Below are 20,435 nucleotides of genomic sequence, written 5' to 3' on the forward strand. Positions count from 1 at the left end.
AGCTGTTCAAAACCTCGACAGTCTCACAGGGTTACGTATAGTGTTAGCGGCAGGAATCCCGGCAGGCGCAGTAAAATTATGACCGATAACCCGACATCATTCAGAAAACGTTTAGGCCGCAGTTGCATGGGCCTGCGTCAGCGCGCTGCCGGCTTCATTTCGGGTCTCACCGCAGGACTCCTGCTGACCACTGCGCCATTGGTGGCAACCGCCCAGGGTGATCACCACATCCGACTCCCCATGCTCGGCGACACCAGCAGTGGCCTGGTTTCCCGTGCGCGGGAAAAAGAACTGGGCAGCATGTGGCTGCGCATGTTTCGCAGCCAGGTACGCACTTCCAGTGACGCCCTGCTGCAGCAGTATGTTGAGAATTCACTGCAGGCGCTGGCGGAATACAGCCCGCTGGAGGACAAGAGCCTCGACGTCGTGGTGGTGAACAACGACACCATGAACGCCTTTGCCGTGCCCGGTGGCGTGGTCGGTGTGCATACCGGCCTTTTCCTGTTCGCCGAAAACGAAGACCAGTTTGCCTCGGTGCTGGCGCACGAACTCGCGCACCTGAGCCAGCGTCATTACGCCCGCTCGCTGGAGGCGCAACGCAACAGTACCTTACCCACCCTAGCCGGTATGCTCGGCGCGCTGGTGCTGGCGGCGACCGCCGGTGGCGATGCGGGCCTGGCCGCGATGACCGCTACCCAGGCTGCCGCGCTGGACAACCAGCTGCGCTTTTCCCGCCAGAACGAGCAGGAAGCCGACCGCGTGGGCATCGAAACCCTGGCCAAGGCCGGGATGGACCCGCAGGCCGCGGGCGAAATGTTCGAGCAAATGCTGAAAGCGACCCGCTACTACCGCCGCCCGCCAGAGTTCCTGCTCACGCACCCGGTCACTGAAAAGCGTATCGCCGACGCCAAGCTGCGGGCCAACCGCATGGACAAGGTCCCCCTGCGTAATAGCCGCGAGTACCACCTGATGCGCGCGCGTATTCGCGTGGCCGCAGAGGCTACCCCGCAACAGGCGGTGAAGCGTTTCCAGGCGGAACTGCGCGGCATCAACGACAATGAAGACGCCGCCCGCTACGGCCTGGCACTGGCGCAGACCTCCGCCGGCAAACCCGATACCGCCATCGACACCCTGCAGCCGCTGCTGGACAAAGAGCCTGACAAGGACGCCTTTGTGTTGGCGCGCGCCGATATCGACCTGGCCCGCCAGGACTACACCAGCGCGACCAATCGCCTGCAAAAAGCGGTTAACAAGAATCCGAAAAATCACGCCCTGACCATGGGGCTGGCGAATGCCCACTTTAAGGCGGGCAACTATCTGGCCGCAGAACGTATCCTCAAGAAGCACAGCCGCGTGCGCCGCAAAGATCCGGCGGTGTGGTACCTGCTGGCGGAAACTCACGGTCTGGCCGGAGATATTGTCGGCGTGCACGAGGCGCGCGCTGAGTACTACATCTTAAACGGCGTCTTCGATAAAGCGCTGCAGCACCTACGCCACGGCGTACGCCTGGCGAAAAACGACTACCAGACCCATGCGATCCTCGAGCAGCGCATGAAGGATGTGATTAAGATGCAGGAGCGGGCCAAGGAACTGTAAGCCCTGCCAGTGCCCAATAGAAAAAGAGCGGCAAGTTGCCGCTCTTTTTTTACTTTCAGTCCAGGGGTTTGCGGAAATCCAGCATCCGCTGCAGCGGCATCATCGCGCGCTTGCCCAGGGCCTCATCCACAAAGATTTCATTGTCACCGCGCTCGAGAACACCGCACAGGTTTTCCAGCGAGTTCATTGCCATCCATGGGCAGTTTGCACAGCTGCGACAGGTAGCCCCGGAACCGGCGGTAGGCGCGATAATCAGTTCCTTATCCGGGCACTGCTGCTGCATCTTGTAGAAGATGCCCTGATCGGTCGCGACAATAAACTGCTTGTTCGGACGGGTTTTCGCCGCGTTAATAATCTGCGAAGTGGAGCCCACCACGTCGGCCAGCTCAACAACCGCAGCGGGCGATTCCGGGTGCACCAGTACCAGGGCTTCCGGGTACAGCGCCTTCAGGTCAGCCACCCCCTTCGCCTTGAATTCTTCGTGCACAATACAGGCCGCATCCCACAGCAATACATCCGCACCGGTTTGCTTCTGCACGTAGCTGCCGAGATGTTTGTCCGGTGCCCACAGGATTTTTTCGCCCTGGGAATCCAGGTAGTCGACCACATCCAGTGCGATGCTGGAGGTCACCACCCAGTCCGCGCGCGCCTTCACCGCAGCGGACGTGTTCGCGTACACCACCACGGTACGATCGGGGTGCTGATCACAGAACGCGGAGAATTCCTCGATCGGGCACCCCAGATCCAGTGAGCAAGTCGCCTCGAGGGTGGGCATCAGCACGCGCTTGTGGGGGGTCAGGATCTTGGCCGTCTCCCCCATAAATTTAACCCCAGCCACGATCAGGGTATCGGCTTCGTGCTGCGCGCCAAACCGGGCCATTTCGAGGGAGTCGGAAACACAGCCACCGGTTTCTTCGGCCAGCGCCTGGATCAACGGGTCGGTGTAGTAATGTGCAACCAGCACGGCGTTCTGCTCTTTCAGCAGGCGTTTGATGCGCTCGCGCCACTGGTTCAATTCTTCCTCGCTGTACGCATGGGCACCCGGGTGTGCCAAATGATCCTGCACAAAATCACGGGCATCGATGGCATTCGGGGCGGGCGCGCTGGAAGCAATTTTGTCGCTGCTGTCTGTCATAGCGGTTTGCGTAAGCTCTCTACGTACTAACGAAAAAGGCCGGCATTATACCGATACCGGTGAGATTCGCCGATGTTCAATCCGAAATCCCTGCAAATCCGCTGCATTTTAGGGTCGTAAGACAACGGCAACGATGGTGCAAAGGCGTTCGTGGGGCAACGATTGAGTGGGGGAATTCTTAAGGAAATGGTGGGTCGTGCTGGATTCGAACCAGCGACCAATTGGTTAAAAGCCAACTGCTCTACCAACTGAGCTAACGACCCTTAAGACTGCCCTATCCCATATGGGACACGACAAAACTACTTGTATAACCCGTACTTGCTACGAGCTCTTTAGTACATAACCGCACGACAAAGGTATCGGAATGCGGTTACAGGGGGGAAGATGGTGGGTCGTGCTGGATTCGAACCAGCGACCAATTGGTTAAAAGCCAACTGCTCTACCAACTGAGCTAACGACCCTTGACCCCTCTACCTGAGGAGCTGCGTATCTTACGGATCTAATCCGGAAACGCAAGACCCGGTTACAAAAAAATTGCTAACAAATTTAAGGGCTTAGACAGCCATTTTCGGCCCTGCCAAATACGCCTGCGGGCCCGCTCATGCATATACGGTGGGGTCGGCAAGGCCCGCTTCGGCGAACCCGGCCGCGCGCAGGCGGCAACTGTCGCAGCGCCCGCAGGCCGCACCATTCGCCAGCGCCTGATAGCAGCTCACCGTCAGGCTGTAATCAACGCCCAGTTCGCTACCCCGCTCGACAATGTCCGCCTTGCTCATTTTCATCAGCGGCGCGTGAATAGTCAGTTTGTTCCCCTCTACCCCGGCGCGGGTCGCCAGGTTGGCCATGTGTTCGTAGGCCTCAATATATTCGGGGCGACAATCCGGGTAACCAGAATAGTCAACGGCGTTTACACCCACAAAAATATCCTGCGCACCCAGTACCTCGGCCCAGCCCAGTGCAATCGACAGGAACACGGTATTGCGCGCCGGCACATAGGTGACCGGAATGCCGGAGGTCTCTTCCTCGGGTACGTCGATGGTGTCATCGGTGAGCGCTGAACCGCCAATGACGCGTAGGTCGAGCTTCACCACCTTGTGCTCGCGGGCACCCAGGTCGGCGGCAACCCGTTGCGCCGCCATCAATTCGGCACTGTGGCGCTGGCCGTAATCAAAGCCCAGGGCGTAACATTCGTAACCCTCGGCACGCGCCATGGCCAGGACCGTGGCGGAATCCAGACCACCGGAGAGTAAAACGACGGCTTTCTTGCTGCTCATAAACCTGCCAAATACCTGCTATTTACTGGGAAAAATCTAAAATATCACGCGTATTTACCCGCCGGGCTACACCCCGGGAACGTCGCCCCAGAGCAGCTTGTGCAACTGCATCTGCATGCGTACCGGCAAGCCGTCTTCCAGTATCCACTCTGCCAGCTGGCGCGGCGCCAGCTGTTCATAGCTGGGGGAGAACAGCACTTCGCCGACCCGTTCAGACAGGCGATACTGATCCAGAGTAAAGCGCGCCCAGTCGTAGTCGCCGCGGTCACAGATCACGAATTTGACCTGATCTTTCTCATTTAGCAGCGGGATATTTTCCATACGATTGCGCGCCTGCTCACCGGATGCCGGCGTTTTCAGGTCAACCACGCGGGATACCCGCGCATCCACTGCATCCACCGGCATGGCGCCACTGGTTTCGAGCGAAACCTGATAACCGGCATCACACAGGGCCTGCAGCAGCGGAATACAGTTTGGCTGGGCCAGCGGCTCACCGCCAGTGACGCAAACATGCCGCGCCGGATAGCTCTGGACCTGCTGCAAGATCGCGGCCAGCGACATCCGCTCGCCACCGTAAAAGGCGTATTCGGAGTCGCAGTAGGTGCAGCGTAACGGACAGCCGGTCAGGCGCACGAAGACCGTCGGCAAGCCGGCATCACGTGCTTCCCCCTGCAGGGAGTAAAAAAGCTCACTGATGCGGAGAGACTCTTCGGTCAAATTGACCCCTGCCAGCTCAGTTTCAAATTCGGCCATACACCACTCTGATCGTGAAATCCTGCTGTCGGTTCAGCACATACAAAAACGCCCGGAGGGTAGATACCCCCCGGGCGCGGGATCATAGAGTTTTTCTGATCACAAAACCAGCAGTCGTTCCACAAGGAGCGACAGCTGGTGGTGACCGGAGATCTCTACTGGAAGTTTTCCTGCAGATACTGCTTGGCTAGCCCAGAGGCTCGTTGATCGCTTGAGGCGACCTGCTCCAGCAGGTCCTTGGCTTTCGCGTTGTCACCCAGCTGGTGATACACGGTGCCGAGCTTGTAGCGGCCATCCCAAACTTTATTCGAGTTGGGGTAGCCGTCTAGCAGGGCAACAAACCAGGTGCGGGCCTCTTCGATATTGCCCTGCACCAGCGCGATCTCACCCAGCCAGTAGTTGGCATTGGGTGCGTACTGACCGTTGGGATAGTCTTCCAGCAGGCTCTTGAATGCCTTGCTGGCGCCGGCGTAGTCGCCTTTACGCGCCAGACCAAAGCTTGCTTGGTAGCGGTCGCGCTCGCTCTCGCTGGCTTGCGGAGCTGCGCCACTGCCACTGGTAGCAGGTGCCTGAGCTTGTGTTGCGCCGGCAGCGTTGGTGCCGGCTGCTGCTCCCGCGGGCGCACCTTCAGCGGGTGCTGCACCATCCAGTTTCGAAATGCGGCGGTCGAGATTCATATAGTCTTCGGTGCGCTGCTGGCGCAACCGCTTGATCTCGTGTCGCAACTCTTCCACAGCACCGCGCAACTCTTGCACTTCCTGCTGCAGTACCTGCATCTGGTAATACGCATCCGCTTGCGGATTCGCCTGCATACCGGCAGAAGTGTTGGTGCGCACCGCCAGCTGTGGGTAGCTGGGGGGAGGCGGGGTTGCAGCCCCCTGATTGGCCGAACTGTCATTGGACAGGTCAACCACCGGGGCCTGCGCGAATACGAACGAAGCCGCAGCCATGGAGGCTGCGGCTATCGCGATACTTCTAATCAGAAAAGACAATTGCATGCTTCTAGATTAGTTGATCACCACGCGACGGTTCATTGCGCGCGCGCTCTCGCTAGAGCCTTCCTGTGCCGGACGCTCTTCGCCGTAGCTGATCACTTCCAGGTTCGCAGCGTTTACGCCCTGGAGTACCAGGAAGTCGCGAACCGCGTTGGCGCGACGCTCACCCAGTGCCAGGTTGTATTCACGGGTACCCAGCTCGTCAGCGTGGCCTTCCAGACGAACGGTGCCAGCAGCGCCGCGCATGCGGTCAGCGTGCTTGATCAGCAGCTCACGAGTAGAAGGCTTCAGCAGGCTCTGGTCAAAGTCGAAGTACACGACGTTATCCAGCGGAACTGCGGTTTCGGTTGCAGTAGTCTCTTCAACCACTGGAGGTGGGGTCTGAGCCATCTGCTGATTTGCGCTGTCATCGGTGTCGGTGCTGGAACAACCGGCAGTTACTGCCAGTACGCATGCCAGACCCAGGCCGGTTTTTACTGATTTGAACATAAACAACTCCGCTTAGTGTTATCGAGAAATCCTGTAAGACGTTATAAAACCGTGGATTTAATCAGGGTTTCGTTTCTTCTTAGTTGTTTGATCTCACACTTACGGCAAATAAACAGCATTTGCCGCAGTCACAGCATCAATCAAAGTAAGGCGACCACGCCGGCTCACGGACATTTCCCTGCTGAGAAGGCAGGCTGTACTTAACCCCAGCATCTAGCGATACCGCAGCCAGAATACCTTTGTTCCCCCGCTTGGTGGCGTACATCAGCATCGCACCGTTAGGAGCAATGCTCGGGGATTCGTCCAGGCGCGTCTCCGTCAGGACACGCATGCGTCCGGATACGATGTCCATCGTAGCGATCGTAAAAACCCCCCTGCTACGATGCACCATAACCAGCGTTTTACCATCGGGGGATACCCGCGGGCGTGCGTTATAGTCGCCGTCGAAGGTTAAGCGGTCTACTTGACCCGTGGCAAGCGTCAATTGATAAATTTGTGGTTTACCTCCCCTATCGGAAGTAAAAACCAGCGATTTACCGTCCGGCATCCAGTTCGGTTCGGTATCAATGGAGAAATGGCGGGTCATGCGAGTGAAGCGGCCGCTATTCAAATCGAGCACGTAAATCTCCGGGTTGCCGTCTTTCGACAGCACCATCGCCAGCTTGCTGCCGTCCGGAGAGAAGGTGGGGGAGCTATTCAGCCCCTTGAAGTTGGTCAGCTGCTGGCGCGCACCGGTGCGCAGGTTCTCGCGGAAAATCGCCGGACGACCTGTCTCAAATGACACATAGGCCACTTCCTGGCCATTTGGCGACCAGCTCGGCGACATCACCGGCGCACTGAAACGGCGAATCTGGCGAGCGCGGGCACCGTCGATGTCCGACAGCATCAGGGCATAGCTGGGCTGGCCACCGCGCTGGGTTTCCTGCACGTACACCATCTGGGTGCCGAAGGCACCGCGAATCCCGGTGATCGCCTCGAAAATCTCATCCGCCGCGCGGTGCGCGATATCCCGCAACTGGTTGGCCCCGCCCGTCACCTGCTTGGTGAACATTTTGCGCTGCCCGAAAATATTCACCAGGTCAAAGCTCAACAGATAGCCATTGGCCTGCGGCTGCATGCGCCCGGTCACCACGTATTCGGTACCCAGCATCCGCCAGTCGCGGAAGCTGACTTGCTCCGGGGTTTTCGGGAACGACAGCATGTCATCCCGCGGCACCGGCGCAATCAGGCCGCTGCGGCGCAAATCCGCGGAGATAATCGCGGATACATCTTCCGCAAGTACCCCGCTACCGGACCAATCGAATGGCACAACTGCCACCGGGGTCGGGTTATCGTTTCCATCATCAATTTCCACCACCAGCTGGGCGTGGGCGGAAACCGCCAGCACGCAACCCAACAGGGCGGCAAACATAAGCGAGACTGTTTTCTTCATCATTGGCGCAGGCCTTCGACTCTAAATATCAGTTTGGTGGTTCTAATCTGGCGCTCGAACAGGGATGGCTCCTCACGGGCCACTTTTTCCACTTCCGGGAACACTTCGACTTTCTTGACCGCGGTCAGTACGGATCTGTCCACAGCCGCATTGCCGCTGCCTTTGGTGATGGTGGAAGCCACAACGCGACCGGTCGGTACAAAGTTGATCTCTACCTCCACCACCATGCCATTGCGGGCACTCGGGGGACGGCTCCACACCTGCACAATGCGCTGGCGAATGGCCTGGGCCACCGACATGACCGCGGCGGAATCGTCACTCGCTTCCTGCAGGAACTCTTCATCTTCCAGCGCATCCTCGAATGCACTCTTGCGCTCCTGCTCAAGGCGCTCCTTCTCTTTGCGGGCTTTCTCTTCTGCTTCGCGCTTCTTGCGCGCTTCTTCGGCCTTGCGCTTTTTCTCCGCTTCCTGCCGCTTCTTGCGCTCAGCGGCGGCCTTGCGCTTCTTCTCTGCCTCCGCACGGCGTTGACGCTCCAGCTCCTGCTGGCGACGCTTCTCGCGCAGGTCGACCTTGGGCGGTGCCTTGGGCTTGTCCGACTTGGATTCGAGCTGGACCAGCTTGGCCTCCACGAACTTGGGCATCGGCTTCAGTTCGTTATGAGGTTTTGCCTCCCAACCGAAGGTCATCACCGCAATCAGCAACGCGTGCAGGGCAACACTGATGACGATGGCCGGGCCATATGAGCTATTCATGCGTGGGTTCAGCTCCAGCTCACTGCGACGGCGGCTCGGTAACCAGGCCCACGCTGGGTGCGCCGGCCTGCTGCAGATGGGTCATGGCACCCACGATCAGACCGTATTTTGCGTCCGTATCGCCCCACACCAGCACCGGTGTCTTGGGTTTCTGGCGCAACACCTTGGCCACGGTATCCTTGATTTCCTGCAGTGGCTTGGCCACCTGCTCGTCATCGCCCAGATTGAGGTAGTAGGTACCGTCGGCCTTGACTGAGATAATCAGCGGTTCGTCGTCGGTATCATCGATCGGCGCGGAAGGCGCGTCGGGCAGGTCGACCTTTACCCCCTGCATCAACAGCGGCGCGGTCACCATAAACACGATCAACAGCACCAGCATCACGTCGATGTAGGGCACCACGTTGATCTCGGAGACCAGCTTGCGTTTGGCGGGTTTGCGAAAATTGCTCATGATTTGGCTCTTTGCACAGCGTTGCGACCGGCGCCTCAGCCGGCAGCATGCACCCTGCGGTGCAGGATGGAGGAGAATTCTTCGGCAAAGGTCTCATAGCTCGACAGCAGCCACTCCGCCTTGGCGGAGTAACGGTTGAATGCCATTACCGCCGGAATCGCCGCAAACAGCCCCATCGCCGTCGCGATCAGGGCTTCGGAGATCCCCGGCGCCACCGTGGCGATGGTGGCCTGATGCATGGTGGCGAGGCCGCGGAAGGAGTTCATGATCCCCCATACGGTACCAAACAGGCCGATATACGGGCTCACCGAGCCGACCGTGGCGAGAAACGGCAGGTTCATCTCGACCTTTTCCTGCTCCCGCGACATGGCCACGCGCATGGCACGCTCGGTCCCTTCCATCACCGCCGCCGGGCTGCTTTTGCCCTGCTGGCGCAGACGGGTGAACTCGGTGAAACCGGCGCGGAACAGGGATTCGACCCCGTCGATCTTGCCTTTTTCTGCCGCGGCATTGCCGTCGCGGAACAGCTGGTTCAGGTCCGCACCGGACCAGAACTTGCGCTCGAAGTTGATCATGGACTTGCGTGCCCGCGACAGGTAGCTGCCGCGCTGAATGATCATTACCCAGGAAATGACCGAGGCCAGCAGCAGCATCAGCATTACCAACTGCACCAATAGACTGGCGCTGGAAATCAGCCCCCACAGGGAAAGTTGTTCACCGGCGTTCATGAATTTTGACTCGCTGCCTTCAATGCTTGATGGATGTTTTCGGGGAGGGCGCAGGGTTTGCGGCTTGCATCGTCCACACAAGCCACTTTGACCACACCCTCACAAATAATTTCACTGCCGCGCCAAATTTTTTGCTCGAACGTCACGGCGGCGCGACCGACCTTGCCCACAGCGGCACTGGCCCGGAGCTCATCGTCGAGCAAAGCCGAGCGACGGTATTGAATCTCCGCGGAGTGGACCACCAGTAACAGCCCCTGTTGTGGCATGGCGGGCTTATCATAGCCGAGCGCACGGACCAATTCTGTGCGCGCGCGCTCCATATACTTTAAATAATTGACGTAATAGACGATTCCGCCAGCGTCTGTATCCTCGATATAGACGCGAATGGGAATATTGAAAGGTTCTGACACGCATCATCCTTATCTTGCCCACCGCGCGCGCGTTTTTCTTGTTGAGCGCGGTTTGGGGGATATGCTACAGGATGTAGACCGGTTCGTCAGGTATGCCCGGGCCTGATTAGGCCCGGTCTGGCTTGGGGATACCGAAATGTTCATAGGCCAGCGCCGTCACCACTCGGCCGCGCGGTGTGCGCGTCAGGTAACCCTGCTGGATCAGGTAGGGTTCAAGGACATCTTCGATGGTGTCGCGCTCTTCACTGACCGCGGCCGCCAGGCTATCGACGCCTACCGGGCCGCCATCGAACTTCTCGATCATGGTCAGCAACATACGGCGGTCCAACTGGTCAAAACCGCGCGCATCCACGTTCAACATATTCAGCGCAAGATCGGCGATATCTGCATTCACATGGCCATCGCTCTTTACCTCGGCATAATCGCGCACCCGGCGCAGCAGGCGATTGGCAATACGCGGGGTGCCGCGGGCACGCCGCGCCACCTCGTGGGCACCGCCCTCGTCCATATCCACGCCCATCAGGCCCGCAGAGCGCGCCACAATACTGGTGAGGTCTTCCACGCTGTAGAACTCGAGGCGCTGCACAATGCCGAAGCGGTCGCGCAGCGGTGAGGTCAGCAGGCCCGCGCGCGTCGTCGCGCCGACCAGGGTAAACGGCGGCAGGTCCAGCTTGATGGAGCGCGCTGCCGGCCCCTCCCCGATCATGATATCCAGCTGGTAATCTTCCATCGCCGGATACAGCACCTCCTCCACGTGGGGGCTCAGGCGGTGAATCTCATCGATAAACAGCACGTCGCCGGGTTCCAGATTGGTCATGATCGCCGCGAGGTCGCCGGCCTTCTCCAGTACCGGGCCGGATGTGGTCTTGATTGCCACGCCCATTTCCGCGGCAATGATATTCGCCAGCGTGGTCTTGCCGAGCCCCGGCGGGCCGAACACCAGGGTGTGGTCCAGCGCCTCGTTGCGCAGCTTGGCGGCCTGGATAAAGATCTCCATCTGCTCCCGCACCACCGGCTGGCCGACGTAATCGGACAAGGTTTTGGGGCGCACCGCACGGTCGTACTGCTCTTCCTGGCCGGAAGGGCCCTGCGGTTCGGGGGCGATAAGACGATCGGCTTCAATCACGGGAAATTCTCTTCAACGAATCCGGGCTGCAACGGTTCAGGCTCAAGCGGGCGCCATGCTCTTCAGGGCAAGGCGAATCAGGGTGGCGCTATCGGCCTCCGGCTGCTCCTTGAGCGCCCGGGCCACCATTTTGGTGGCGTCGGTGGGCTTGTAGCCCAGCGCCGCCAGCGCGCTTTCCGCCTCACCGGAGTGGTCCACCTTGGGTTCATTGTTGCTAGACATCAACGGGATATCGCCCAGGTCACCGGTTTGTGGGGCAAGCTTGCCGCGCAACTCAATAATCAGGCGCTCGGCGGTTTTCTTGCCAACGCCCGGCACCTTCACCAGCGCACCGACGTTATCGTCCGCCACACAGCGCGCCAGCGCCGCGCCGTCCAGCCCGGACAGGATTGCCAGGGCCATTTTCGGGCCCACGCCATTCACCTTGATCAGGGTACGGAACAACTGACGGTCGGACTCGCGGATAAAGCCGAACAGCTGCTGGGACGTCTCCGACACCGCCAGATGGGTGTGCAGCTGCACGCTGCCACCGAGCTGCGGCAGCTCGAAAATGGTGGTCATGGGCGCGAGCACTTCATAACCGACACCCTGCACATCGACCAGCAGTTGCGGCGGCTGCACTGCGGCCAGCGTTCCGGTGAGTCTTCCTATCATCTGTTTTCCAATTTCAAATTATCTCATAACCGGCCTCGGCCGATTAATTCACCCATTAATTCACACTTAGGCGGCCGCGGCGGAAGCGCGCCCGCGACCCGGCCGATGACTGGATCAACGTCTGCATGGTGTGCATATGACACAGTGCCACCGCCAGCGCATCCGCGGCATCCTCCTGGGGAGAGGCCGGCAACTTCAGCAGGGTCTTGACCATATGCTGCACCTGCAGCTTGTCCGCCGCGCCGTTGCCTACCACCGCCTGTTTGACCTTGCGCGCCTCGTACTCGGCCACCGGCAGGTCGGCATGGGTCGCCGCCACAATGGCAGCCCCCCTGGCCTGCCCCAACTTCAGGGCGGAACCGGCACTTTTGGACATAAACACGTTTTCGATGGCCATCTGTTGCGGCTGGTACTGCTGGGCAATCTGGCTGACCGCGTCAAAGATCAGCTTCAGACGCTCGGGCAGCGGGCCGTCGGGCAGCTTGATCACGCCGCTGGCCACATAACGGGCATTGGTGCGCTCCACATCGATGACCCCGTAACCGGTCTTGCGCGAACCGGGATCGATCCCCAGAATTCGGGTCACGGCAGGCTGCCCCCTGTACATTTATACATTGTTGGCGGGAAGTGTCCCAAGGTGAGCCCGAGGCGTCAAGGCTAGGCGGGGATATGGTGGGGCAGAAACAAAAATGCCCCGGCAAGCGGGGCATTGATACGATACTCGAAAAGCGTAGCGAGCGGGTGGCTGGTGGTGGCCGCCGGAGCGGAGGAAGCGGAATGTACAGACAGTACATGAGCATTCCGAGTACCGCCGGACGCCGCTAGGCGCACGCGCAGTAGCTTTTAGGCGAGTTCCGCCATCACCTCTTCAGGGATATCCGCATTGGTGTAGACGTTTTGCACATCGTCCAGGTCTTCCAGCATATCCACCAGCGCCAGCACCTTTTCCGCACCGTCTTTATCCATGGGGACTGTGGTGGAAGGGATCATAGCGATTTCCGCGTTGTCTGGCTTGAAACCCGCCTCAGTCAGCGCGTCTTTCACCGACATGTAATCGGTAAATTCGGTGGTTACCTCAATACTGCCGTCGTCATTGGTTTCGATATCTTCGGCACCCGCTTCCAGAGCCGCCTCCATCAGCGCATCTTCGTCAGCACCAGCCTCGTAATACATCTGTCCCTTGCGCGCGAAGAGGTACGCCACAGAGCCGTCGGTACCCAGGTTGCCACCGCGCTTGGTGAAGGCATGACGCACTTCCGCCACGGTGCGGTTGCGATTGTCTGTCAGGCACTCCACCAGCACCGCCACGCCACCAACGCCGTAGCCTTCGTAGGTAACCGCCTCGTAATTTTCGCCATCCGCATTGCCGGCGCCACGGGCGATAGCCTTGTCGATGGTATCGCGCTTCATGTTCGCGCCCAGCGCCTTGTCAATGGTGGCACGTAGCGCGGGGTTGTCATCCGGATTGCCGCCAGACTTCGCCGCTACGGTCAGCTCGCGAATGATCTTGGTGAAAACCTTGCCCCGCTTGGCATCCTGAGCGGCCTTGCGGTGCTTGATGTTGGCCCATTTACTATGTCCCGCCATCGAACTCTCTCCGGTCTACTTCGTTAAGAGGTGCATATATACAGGGTATGCCCCGGCAATCACCGGGGCGGAACCAAATTAGCCGACCTGCTCTTCTTTCTGGCGCAGGCGAATGCTCAGCTCGCGCAGCTGCTTGGCATCTACCGCGCCCGGGGCGTCGGTCATCACACAGGCCGCGCTCTGGGTTTTCGGGAAGGCAATCACGTCGCGAATCGACTCGCTGTCGGTCATCAGCATCACCAGACGGTCGAGACCAAAGGCCAGACCACCGTGGGGCGGCGCACCGTACTTCAGTGCGTCCAGCAGGAAGCCGAACTTCTCGCGCTGCTCTTCAGCCTCGATACCGAGGGCGCGGAATACGGTTTGCTGCATATCCTGGTTGTGGATACGAATGGAGCCGCCGCCAAGCTCGGTACCGTTCAGCACCATGTCGTAGGCGCGAGACAGCGCTTCCAGCGGGTTCGCTTCCAGCTCTTGCGGAGAGCAGGATGGCGCGGTGAACGGGTGATGCAGCGCGGTGACACTGCCGTCATCGTTCTCTTCGAACATCGGGAAATCCACCACCCACAGCGGCGCCCACTCGGCTACGAACAGGTCCAGGTCTTCACCCAGCTTGCAGCGCAGTGCACCCAGCGCTTCAGAAACGACCTTGCCTTTGTCCGCACCGAAGAAGATCAGGTCGCCGTTTTCGGCGTTCAGACGCTCGAGGATTGCGCCGCGCACGTCGTTGGGCAGGAACTTGACGATCGGGGACTGCAAGCCACCTTCCAGGTCGGACTTGTCGTTGACCTTGATGTACGCCAGGCCTTTTGCACCGTAAATACCGACAAACTTGGTGTAGTCGTCGATTTGCTTGCGGGTCAGTTTGTCGTTACCACCGGGAACCTTCAGCGCAGTTACCCGGCCTTTCGGGTCATTGGCCGGGCCGGAGAACACCTTGAAGTCCACTTCGGTCATCAGGTCTTTGATGTCGACCAGCTCCAGCGGGATACGCAGGTCCGGCTTGTCGGAACCGAATTTCGCCATGGCTTCACTGAACGGCATACGCGGGAACTCGCCCAGCTCGATACCTTTCAGTTCCTTAAACAGCTTGCGGATCATGTTTTCGGTGATCGACATGATCGCGTTTTCATCGAGGAACGCGGTCTCGATATCAATCTGGGTAAATTCCGGCTGACGGTCCGCGCGCAGGTCTTCATCGCGGAAGCACTTGGCAATCTGGTAGTAGCGGTCGAAGCCGGACACCATCAGCAACTGCTTGAACAGCTGCGGCGACTGCGGCAGGGCGAAGAACTTGCCACCGTGGGTTCGGCTGGGCACCAGGTAATCGCGGGCGCCTTCCGGGGTCGCGCGGGTCAGGATCGGGGTTTCGATATCCAGGAAACCCTCGTCGTCCAGGTAATTGCGGATCGCGTTGGTGATCTTGGAGCGGAAACGCAGGTTGTGCTGCATTTCGTTGCGACGCAGATCCAGGTAGCGGTACTTGAGGCGCACGTCCTCACCCACTGCGGTGTGCTCATCCAGCTGGAAGGGCGGGGTTTCTGCGCTGTTGAGAATTTCCAACTGCAGGCCGTACACCTCAATTTCACCAGTGACCATGTTCGGGTTCACCGCTTCCGGGGCACGGGCACGCACGCGACCGGTCACCTTGAGGACATATTCACTGCGCACGCGGTCGGCGAGTTCGAAATGCTCCGCGGCATCGGGATCAAACACCACCTGGGCAATACCATCGCGGTCGCGCAGGTCGATAAAGATCACCCCACCGTGATCGCGGCGGCGGTCTACCCAGCCACACAGGGTTACTTCGCGGTCAATATCGGCGGATCGCAGGGCGCCACAATAGTCGGTGCGCATGGAGTCTTATTCCCTTAGTAGTATCGTCTTGTATTCGCTTGCTTAGCTGGCTTTGGCTTCCGAGCCCGCGGATTTCCCGGCAGGCTTGGCCGCATCACCGGCAAGGTTCTTCTTGCTGCCGGTTTTGAAGTCGGTCTCGTACCAGCCACCACCCTTGAGGCGGAAACCGGCGGCGCTGATCTTCTTGGTTAATTCCGCTTTATTACATTCTGGGCAGTCGGTCAGCGGAGCATCGCTCATACGCTGCAGGGCCTCCATCTGGTGCCCACAGGCCTTGCACTGGTATTCGTAGATCGGCATGGCTCTAATCCGGATCTCACTGGATATAAAGGGGCGCAGATTATACATGAGCACCTGCACGGGAAGAAGCTGCCAACAGGCGGGATAACGCAATCCTGGCCAAAGAGAGCGATCGGTACCGCGCACTGACAATTTACGGGCCATTTTTCAGCCAAAACCCTAAAAAAAAGCACTTTTTTTCTGATTTAACCCGGTGCGCGCAGAAAAAAACTGGATATACTTCAGCTCAGTACTTCGGTTATGCCTGTTGTACACACACTTTCACTGGAATAAACACCTATATAGAAGGAAGCTAACGATGGCCGCGAAGAAAAAAGCAGCAGCTAAGAAAGCCCCCGCCAAGAAGGCAGCAGCCAAGAAGGCTCCAGCCAAGAAGGCAGCAGCCAAGGCCGCTCCGGCCAAGAAAGTGACTGCGATCAAAGACAAGTACACCAAAACCCAGATTCTGAACCAGATCGCCGAGAACACCGAACTGTCCCGCAAGCAGGTTCAGTCTGTTCTGGACGAGCTGAACGACCTGATCCACGGCCACATCAAGAAGCGCGCAGTAGGCGAATTCGCCCTGCCAGGCCTGATGAAAATCACCACCGTGAAGAAGCCGGCCAAGAAGGCGCGCAAGGGTATCAACCCATTCACCGGCGAAGAGACCGTGTTCAAGGCCAAGCCTGCGAGCATCCAGGTGAAAATTCGCCCGCTGAAGAAGATGAAGGAAATGGCCGAGTCCTAATCCTCGCACTTCTCCGCCACGAAAACCCCGCTTCTGCGGGGTTTTCTGTTTATGGCTCCCCCTACCAATAGGGGCATCCGGCAGCGTAAAATGGCCGCCCTTACAATTTCACACACAGAACTAAGAAAGCACTATGCGCGCATCCCGCTATCTGATCGCCACCCAGAAAGAAACCCCCAATGACGCAGTAGTCACCAGCCATCAGCTGATGCTGCGTGCCGGCATGATCCGCCGCCTTTCCTCTGGACTGTACACCTGGCTGCCCACTGGCCTGCGTGTACTGCGCAAGGTAGAGCGCATCGTGCGCGAGGAAATGAACAGCGCGGGCGCACTGGAAGTGCTGATGCCGGTGGTGCAGCCGTCGGAACTGTGGGAAGAGTCCGGCCGCTGGCAGCAGTATGGTCCGGAGCTGCTGCGTATTCAGGATCGTCACGACAACCCCTTCTGCCTGGGCCCGACCCACGAGGAAGTGATCACCGACCTGATCCGCACCGAGGTAAACAGCTACAAACAGCTGCCGGCCAACTTTTACCAGATCCAGACCAAATTCCGCGATGAAATCCGCCCGCGCTTCGGGGTAATGCGCGCGCGCGAATTCACCATGAAGGACGCCTACTCCTTCCACCTCGGCGCCGACTCGCTGCAGGAAACCTACGATGTGATGCACGGTGCCTACTGCCGCATCTTCGACCGCATCGGCCTGGATTACCGCCCGGTACTGGCGGACACCGGCTCCATCGGTGGCTCCCACTCCCATGAATTCCACGTTCTCGCCCAGAGCGGTGAAGACGATATCGCCTTCTCCTCCGAAAGCCGCTACGCGGCCAATGTTGAGCTGGCAGAAGCCGTTGCCCCCGCCGGCGAACGCCCGGCACCCAGCAAGGCCATGGAAGAACTGCACACGCCAGGGCAGAAAACTATTGCCGCACTGGAAGAGGCCTACGGCATTGCCGCGAACACTTCGGTGAAAACCCTGATCGTATTGGGTGAAACCGAAGAAGAAGGTGGCGAAGCACCGCTGGTCGCGCTGGTCCTGCGCGGCGACCACGACCTGAATGAACTGAAGGCAGAAAAACTGGCCGGTGTTGCCAGCCCGCTGGCGTTCGCCCCAGAAGCGCGCATCGCCGCGGAACTGGGTTGCGGCATCGGCTCGCTCGGCCCGGTGGGTATGCAGATCGATGTCATCGTCGACCGTGCTGCGGCACACCTGGCGGACTTTGTCTGCGGTGCCAACAAGGACGACTACCACCTGACCGGCGCGAACTGGGAGCGTGACGCAGCGCTGGGCCGCGTAGAAGACCTGCGCAATGTGGTTCCCGGCGATGCCAGCCCCGACGGCCAGGGCACCCTGGAAATCAAGCGCGGTATCGAGGTGGGCCACATCTTCCAGCTGGGAACCAAGTACAGTGAAGCCATGAATGCCACCGTGTTGGATGAGAACGGCAAGGAGCAGGTCATGACCATGGGCTGCTACGGTATTGGTGTTTCCCGTGTGGTTGCCGCTGCAATCGAGCAGAACCATGACGATGCCGGCATTATCTGGCCGGAAGCCATTGCGCCATTCCAGCTGGCAATTGTGCCGATCAACATGCACAAGAGCGAAACCGTGCAGCAGAAATGTGAGCACATTTACGAGACTCTGACCGCGAAAGGCATCGACGTACTGCTGATGGACGAGCCCAAAGCGCGTCTCGGTGGCATGCTCGCGGATGTGGAACTGATGGGTATTCCCCACCGCATCGTGATTGGCGACCGCGGTCTGGAAAAAGGTAATATCGAGTACAAAGGTCGCCGGGATTCCGAGAATCAGGAGTTTTCCGCAGACCAGATTCTGGATATTTTGCTCGAGAAAATCCCGCACTGATGAGACTTGCCCTCGCCACACTCAAGCTTTGCCAGCTATGCGTGATATGCCTGCTGAGCAGCGCGGCTTCCGCCCAACCCAAAGAGGCGGACCCGCAACTGCTCGCAGCGCTGAAAGGCGCAGTGACCGAAGCCGACTCGTTTGTCGACCGCTTCGATGCGGAAGTGTGGTTGATGGCAAAATCCCAGCCGCTGGCGCGCTACATCAAGGACCCCGAGCGACGCATGCACGTGCTCAAGGCCATCCACCGGGAAGCCACCCGCGCGGGCCTGCAACCGGAAATCGTGCTGGCGGTTATTCAGATAGAAAGTGCCTTTGACCCCTACGCGGTATCACGCGTGGGAGCCCAAGGCATGATGCAGGTAATGCCGTTCTGGAAAAATGAAATTGGCCGTCCAGAAGACAACCTGATCGATATGGACACCAACCTGCGCTACGGTTGCACCATCCTCAAGCACTACATCAAGAAAGCCAAAGGCAATATGCCCAACGCGCTGGCCTACTACAACGGCAGCTATGGTCGCCACACCTATAGCCGCAAGGTCCTGGATGCCTGGGTGGATCGCTGGCGCTAACGCGCAGCAGCCCTGAGGTAGCAAGCAAAAATAAAAACACGTAAGAGGTACCTGATCCATGGCGTACAGCTTTTTTACCGGTGCAGCCTGCGGTTTGCTGTTGCTGGCCGCGGTCAGGATTTCCATGGGTCACAAACGCAGAGACAGCCGCTGGCTACTGGTGTTACTCGCCGGAATTTTTCTGTACCTGTTGCGCCCGCTGCTAAACGATCAGGGTTCCCTGATCGACTTGCTTATCGATATACCCACCATTCTGATCCCCGGCGCCTTCTGGCTGTTCTGCCACCAGCTATGCAGTGAACGAGAAGCCTTCCCAAAGTGGGGCTGGTGGCTTGTCGCCACGCAGATCATGGTGGACCTAGCGAGCCACCTGAACTTACATCACTGGTTTTACCTTCTCGCGCAACCCTACAAGCTTGCGATCATCGGTGCCGGGCTGGCTACTTTGCTGCAGCAATTACAGTCCGACCTGGTAGCGGAGCGCCGTCAGCTGCGGATCGCGCTGTTAATTGCCATTGGCGGTTACATGCTGATTGTGGTGTGCGCCGAGTTTTTGTTTTCCTTCCTGCCCACACCAGCAGGGATTCCCACCCTGCATGCGGTGACCGCAACCCTGCTGGCGTTTGGGGCCTGCTTCTGGCTGCTGTCCCTGTCGCCCAAGGCGCTTGAGGACTCATTGCCCCCGGCAAGTAACGACCCGGAAGCGAATGAGCCGCGAGAAAAAAGTCTCGAGCCTTTGGATGAAGCACAGTGCGTACTGCTTGCGCGCCTGCAAGAGCATATGGCGGCGGGCGGCTATCGTCACACCGGGTTGACCATCAGGGAATTGGCGGAGCAGCTCAGCGCAAAGGAACACGTGTTGCGCGCCTTGATCAACAAGCACCTGGGGTTTCGCAATTTCAACGAGTACCTGAATCAGTACCGTATTGATGAGGCCAGCCAACGCCTGGCTGACCCGGATGAGGCGCACCTGCCGGTGCTCAGCATTGCGCTGGATATTGGGTACCGTTCGCTCAGCCCGTTTAACGCCGCATTCAAGCGCCGACATGAAAAGACGCCCACGGAATTCCGGCGGGATGCCCTGCCCTCATAACGTCAGGGGCGACTCCACCCTGTCCTTGCACGGGCCTCTAATGGAGCCTGAACAAAAAATTGACATGATTTTGCTCAGGCCTGCGCCAAATGACCGCCAAGTGACGTCGGATGGGCCACACTAAACCGTGCAGGACCTGCTCTGCAGGCAATTAGCCCAGTCACCACTTCGCCTGTAGTTCAGGCTCCTGCAAACCCTTTCTACACATGCCCCAGCCAGGCGTTCGCTCACTGTTTTGGCTTGGACATGTATTCGATCAGCGCTTTGTAATCTTCGTCGCTGCAATCGGCACACATGCCACCAGGCGGCATGGCGTTCAAACCGTTTTTCACAGAGTTGACCAGAGCGTCCATTCCTTTGTCCAGGCGCGGTTTCCACGCCTCAACGTCGTGCACCTTGGGTGCATTGGCCACTCCGGTATCGTGGCAGATATGACAGGACGTCTTGTACTTCTCTTCCACACTATTCGCCAGCGCCTGGCTTCCCACAGCCATGCCGCAAGCCAAAATAGTGACCGAACAGATTGTCGCAAGCTTCATCACATAACCTTCTGTTGCTGTTGATACTGCGCCAAAAACCACTTCAGCGTTCAGTGTAGTTTCACTATCCCGCCATTTACTACATTTGCGGCGGATTT

22 protein-coding genes and 2 tRNA genes are annotated in these 20,435 nt (G+C 58.9%); 5 read left to right on the forward strand and 19 right to left on the reverse strand.

Translation table 11 applies throughout. The features are described from left to right. Nucleotides 1–78 precede the first annotated feature (78 nt). Entirely contained in the window at nucleotides 79–1,596 is a 1,518-nt protein-coding gene (locus AS89_RS0103730) for a M48 family metalloprotease (RefSeq protein ID WP_029249763.1), read from the forward strand. A 55-nt stretch (nucleotides 1,597–1,651) separates the two neighbouring features. Here AS89_RS0103730 and nadA read toward each other — a convergent pair whose 3' ends face one another. The 18 genes from nadA to AS89_RS0103820 all read right to left on the reverse strand — a co-directional run bounded on the left by nadA (nucleotide 1,652) and on the right by AS89_RS0103820 (nucleotide 15,539). Further along, complete coding sequence (nadA, locus tag AS89_RS0103735; RefSeq protein WP_010131006.1) at nucleotides 1,652–2,731, reverse strand: quinolinate synthase NadA; 1,080 nt, start codon at nucleotides 2,729–2,731, stop codon at nucleotides 1,652–1,654. Between the two features lie 187 nt (nucleotides 2,732–2,918). After that, a tRNA-Lys gene (locus AS89_RS0103740) sits at nucleotides 2,919–2,994 on the reverse strand. A gap of 122 nt (nucleotides 2,995–3,116) precedes the next feature. Further along, nucleotides 3,117–3,192, reverse strand: a tRNA-Lys gene (locus AS89_RS0103745). A gap of 138 nt (nucleotides 3,193–3,330) precedes the next feature. After that, complete coding sequence (gene queC, locus AS89_RS0103750; protein ID WP_010131008.1) at nucleotides 3,331–4,005, reverse strand: 7-cyano-7-deazaguanine synthase QueC; 675 nt, start codon at nucleotides 4,003–4,005, stop codon at nucleotides 3,331–3,333. Nucleotides 4,006–4,071: 66 nt separating this feature from the next. Further along, nucleotides 4,072–4,758: a 7-carboxy-7-deazaguanine synthase QueE gene (gene queE, locus AS89_RS0103755; protein WP_010131009.1), complete on the reverse strand. Its 687-nt coding sequence runs from the start codon at nucleotides 4,756–4,758 to the stop codon at nucleotides 4,072–4,074. Between the two features lie 155 nt (nucleotides 4,759–4,913). Then, a complete protein-coding gene (ybgF, locus tag AS89_RS0103760) occupies nucleotides 4,914–5,750 on the reverse strand; it encodes a tol-pal system protein YbgF (protein ID WP_100169243.1) in 837 nt (278 codons plus the stop codon). 15 nt (nucleotides 5,751–5,765) lie between these two features. Continuing rightward, nucleotides 5,766–6,242, reverse strand: a complete 477-nt coding sequence (locus AS89_RS0103765) for an OmpA family protein (protein ID WP_010131011.1) — start codon at nucleotides 6,240–6,242, stop codon at nucleotides 5,766–5,768. Between the two features lie 136 nt (nucleotides 6,243–6,378). Continuing rightward, the gene (gene tolB / locus AS89_RS0103770) at nucleotides 6,379–7,674 is read right to left on the reverse strand and encodes a Tol-Pal system beta propeller repeat protein TolB (RefSeq protein ID WP_373419102.1); all 1,296 of its coding nucleotides are present in this window, start codon (nucleotides 7,672–7,674) and stop codon (nucleotides 6,379–6,381) included. Beyond that, on the reverse strand, nucleotides 7,674–8,426 hold the full coding sequence (gene tolA, locus AS89_RS0103775) for a cell envelope integrity protein TolA (protein ID WP_010131013.1): 753 nt from the start codon (nucleotides 8,424–8,426) through the stop codon (nucleotides 7,674–7,676). The genes tolB and tolA overlap by 1 nt, the downstream gene beginning before the upstream one ends. A gap of 19 nt (nucleotides 8,427–8,445) precedes the next feature. After that, nucleotides 8,446–8,877: a protein TolR gene (gene tolR, locus AS89_RS0103780; protein ID WP_010131015.1), complete on the reverse strand. Its 432-nt coding sequence runs from the start codon at nucleotides 8,875–8,877 to the stop codon at nucleotides 8,446–8,448. A 35-nt stretch (nucleotides 8,878–8,912) separates the two neighbouring features. Next, on the reverse strand, nucleotides 8,913–9,605 hold the full coding sequence (gene tolQ, locus AS89_RS0103785) for a protein TolQ (RefSeq protein WP_010131016.1): 693 nt from the start codon (nucleotides 9,603–9,605) through the stop codon (nucleotides 8,913–8,915). Beyond that, a complete protein-coding gene (gene ybgC / locus AS89_RS0103790) occupies nucleotides 9,602–10,015 on the reverse strand; it encodes a tol-pal system-associated acyl-CoA thioesterase (RefSeq protein WP_010131017.1) in 414 nt (137 codons plus the stop codon). Before ybgC ends, tolQ begins: the two co-directional genes overlap by 4 nt. A gap of 106 nt (nucleotides 10,016–10,121) precedes the next feature. Then, entirely contained in the window at nucleotides 10,122–11,141 is a 1,020-nt protein-coding gene (gene ruvB, locus AS89_RS0103795) for a Holliday junction branch migration DNA helicase RuvB (RefSeq protein WP_010131018.1), read from the reverse strand. A gap of 42 nt (nucleotides 11,142–11,183) precedes the next feature. After that, nucleotides 11,184–11,795, reverse strand: coding sequence for a Holliday junction branch migration protein RuvA (ruvA, locus tag AS89_RS0103800; protein WP_029249766.1), 612 nt, complete (start codon nucleotides 11,793–11,795; stop codon nucleotides 11,184–11,186). A 55-nt stretch (nucleotides 11,796–11,850) separates the two neighbouring features. Continuing rightward, on the reverse strand, nucleotides 11,851–12,381 hold the full coding sequence (ruvC, locus tag AS89_RS0103805) for a crossover junction endodeoxyribonuclease RuvC (protein ID WP_010131020.1): 531 nt from the start codon (nucleotides 12,379–12,381) through the stop codon (nucleotides 11,851–11,853). A gap of 257 nt (nucleotides 12,382–12,638) precedes the next feature. Continuing rightward, nucleotides 12,639–13,382: a YebC/PmpR family DNA-binding transcriptional regulator gene (locus AS89_RS0103810; protein WP_010131021.1), complete on the reverse strand. Its 744-nt coding sequence runs from the start codon at nucleotides 13,380–13,382 to the stop codon at nucleotides 12,639–12,641. Between the two features lie 78 nt (nucleotides 13,383–13,460). Next, on the reverse strand, nucleotides 13,461–15,239 hold the full coding sequence (aspS, locus tag AS89_RS0103815) for an aspartate--tRNA ligase (RefSeq protein WP_010131023.1): 1,779 nt from the start codon (nucleotides 15,237–15,239) through the stop codon (nucleotides 13,461–13,463). 42 nt (nucleotides 15,240–15,281) lie between these two features. Continuing rightward, a complete protein-coding gene (locus AS89_RS0103820; protein ID WP_010131024.1) occupies nucleotides 15,282–15,539 on the reverse strand; it encodes an FmdB family zinc ribbon protein in 258 nt (85 codons plus the stop codon). A 298-nt stretch (nucleotides 15,540–15,837) separates the two neighbouring features. Between AS89_RS0103820 and AS89_RS0103825 the strand changes: the two genes are divergently transcribed. From AS89_RS0103825 to AS89_RS0103840, 4 genes are all read left to right on the forward strand, one after another. Next, nucleotides 15,838–16,266 carry an HU family DNA-binding protein gene (locus AS89_RS0103825; protein ID WP_010131025.1) on the forward strand — a complete coding sequence of 143 codons (429 nt, stop codon included), beginning with the start codon at nucleotides 15,838–15,840 and terminating at the stop codon, nucleotides 16,264–16,266. Nucleotides 16,267–16,399: 133 nt separating this feature from the next. After that, on the forward strand, nucleotides 16,400–18,130 hold the full coding sequence (locus tag AS89_RS0103830) for a proline--tRNA ligase (RefSeq protein ID WP_010131026.1): 1,731 nt from the start codon (nucleotides 16,400–16,402) through the stop codon (nucleotides 18,128–18,130). Next, entirely contained in the window at nucleotides 18,130–18,705 is a 576-nt protein-coding gene (locus AS89_RS0103835; RefSeq protein ID WP_010131027.1) for a lytic transglycosylase domain-containing protein, read from the forward strand. Before AS89_RS0103830 ends, AS89_RS0103835 begins: the two co-directional genes overlap by 1 nt. A gap of 58 nt (nucleotides 18,706–18,763) precedes the next feature. Then, on the forward strand, nucleotides 18,764–19,798 hold the full coding sequence (locus tag AS89_RS0103840; protein ID WP_010131028.1) for a helix-turn-helix transcriptional regulator: 1,035 nt from the start codon (nucleotides 18,764–18,766) through the stop codon (nucleotides 19,796–19,798). Nucleotides 19,799–20,025: 227 nt separating this feature from the next. Here AS89_RS0103840 and AS89_RS19040 read toward each other — a convergent pair. Further along, on the reverse strand, nucleotides 20,026–20,435 hold a 410-nt coding region (locus tag AS89_RS19040), incomplete at its 5' end, for a c-type cytochrome (RefSeq protein WP_010131029.1).

The organism is Microbulbifer agarilyticus S89 (assembly GCF_000220505.1).
Classification (GTDB): Bacteria; Pseudomonadota; Gammaproteobacteria; order Pseudomonadales; family Cellvibrionaceae; genus Microbulbifer; species Microbulbifer agarilyticus_B.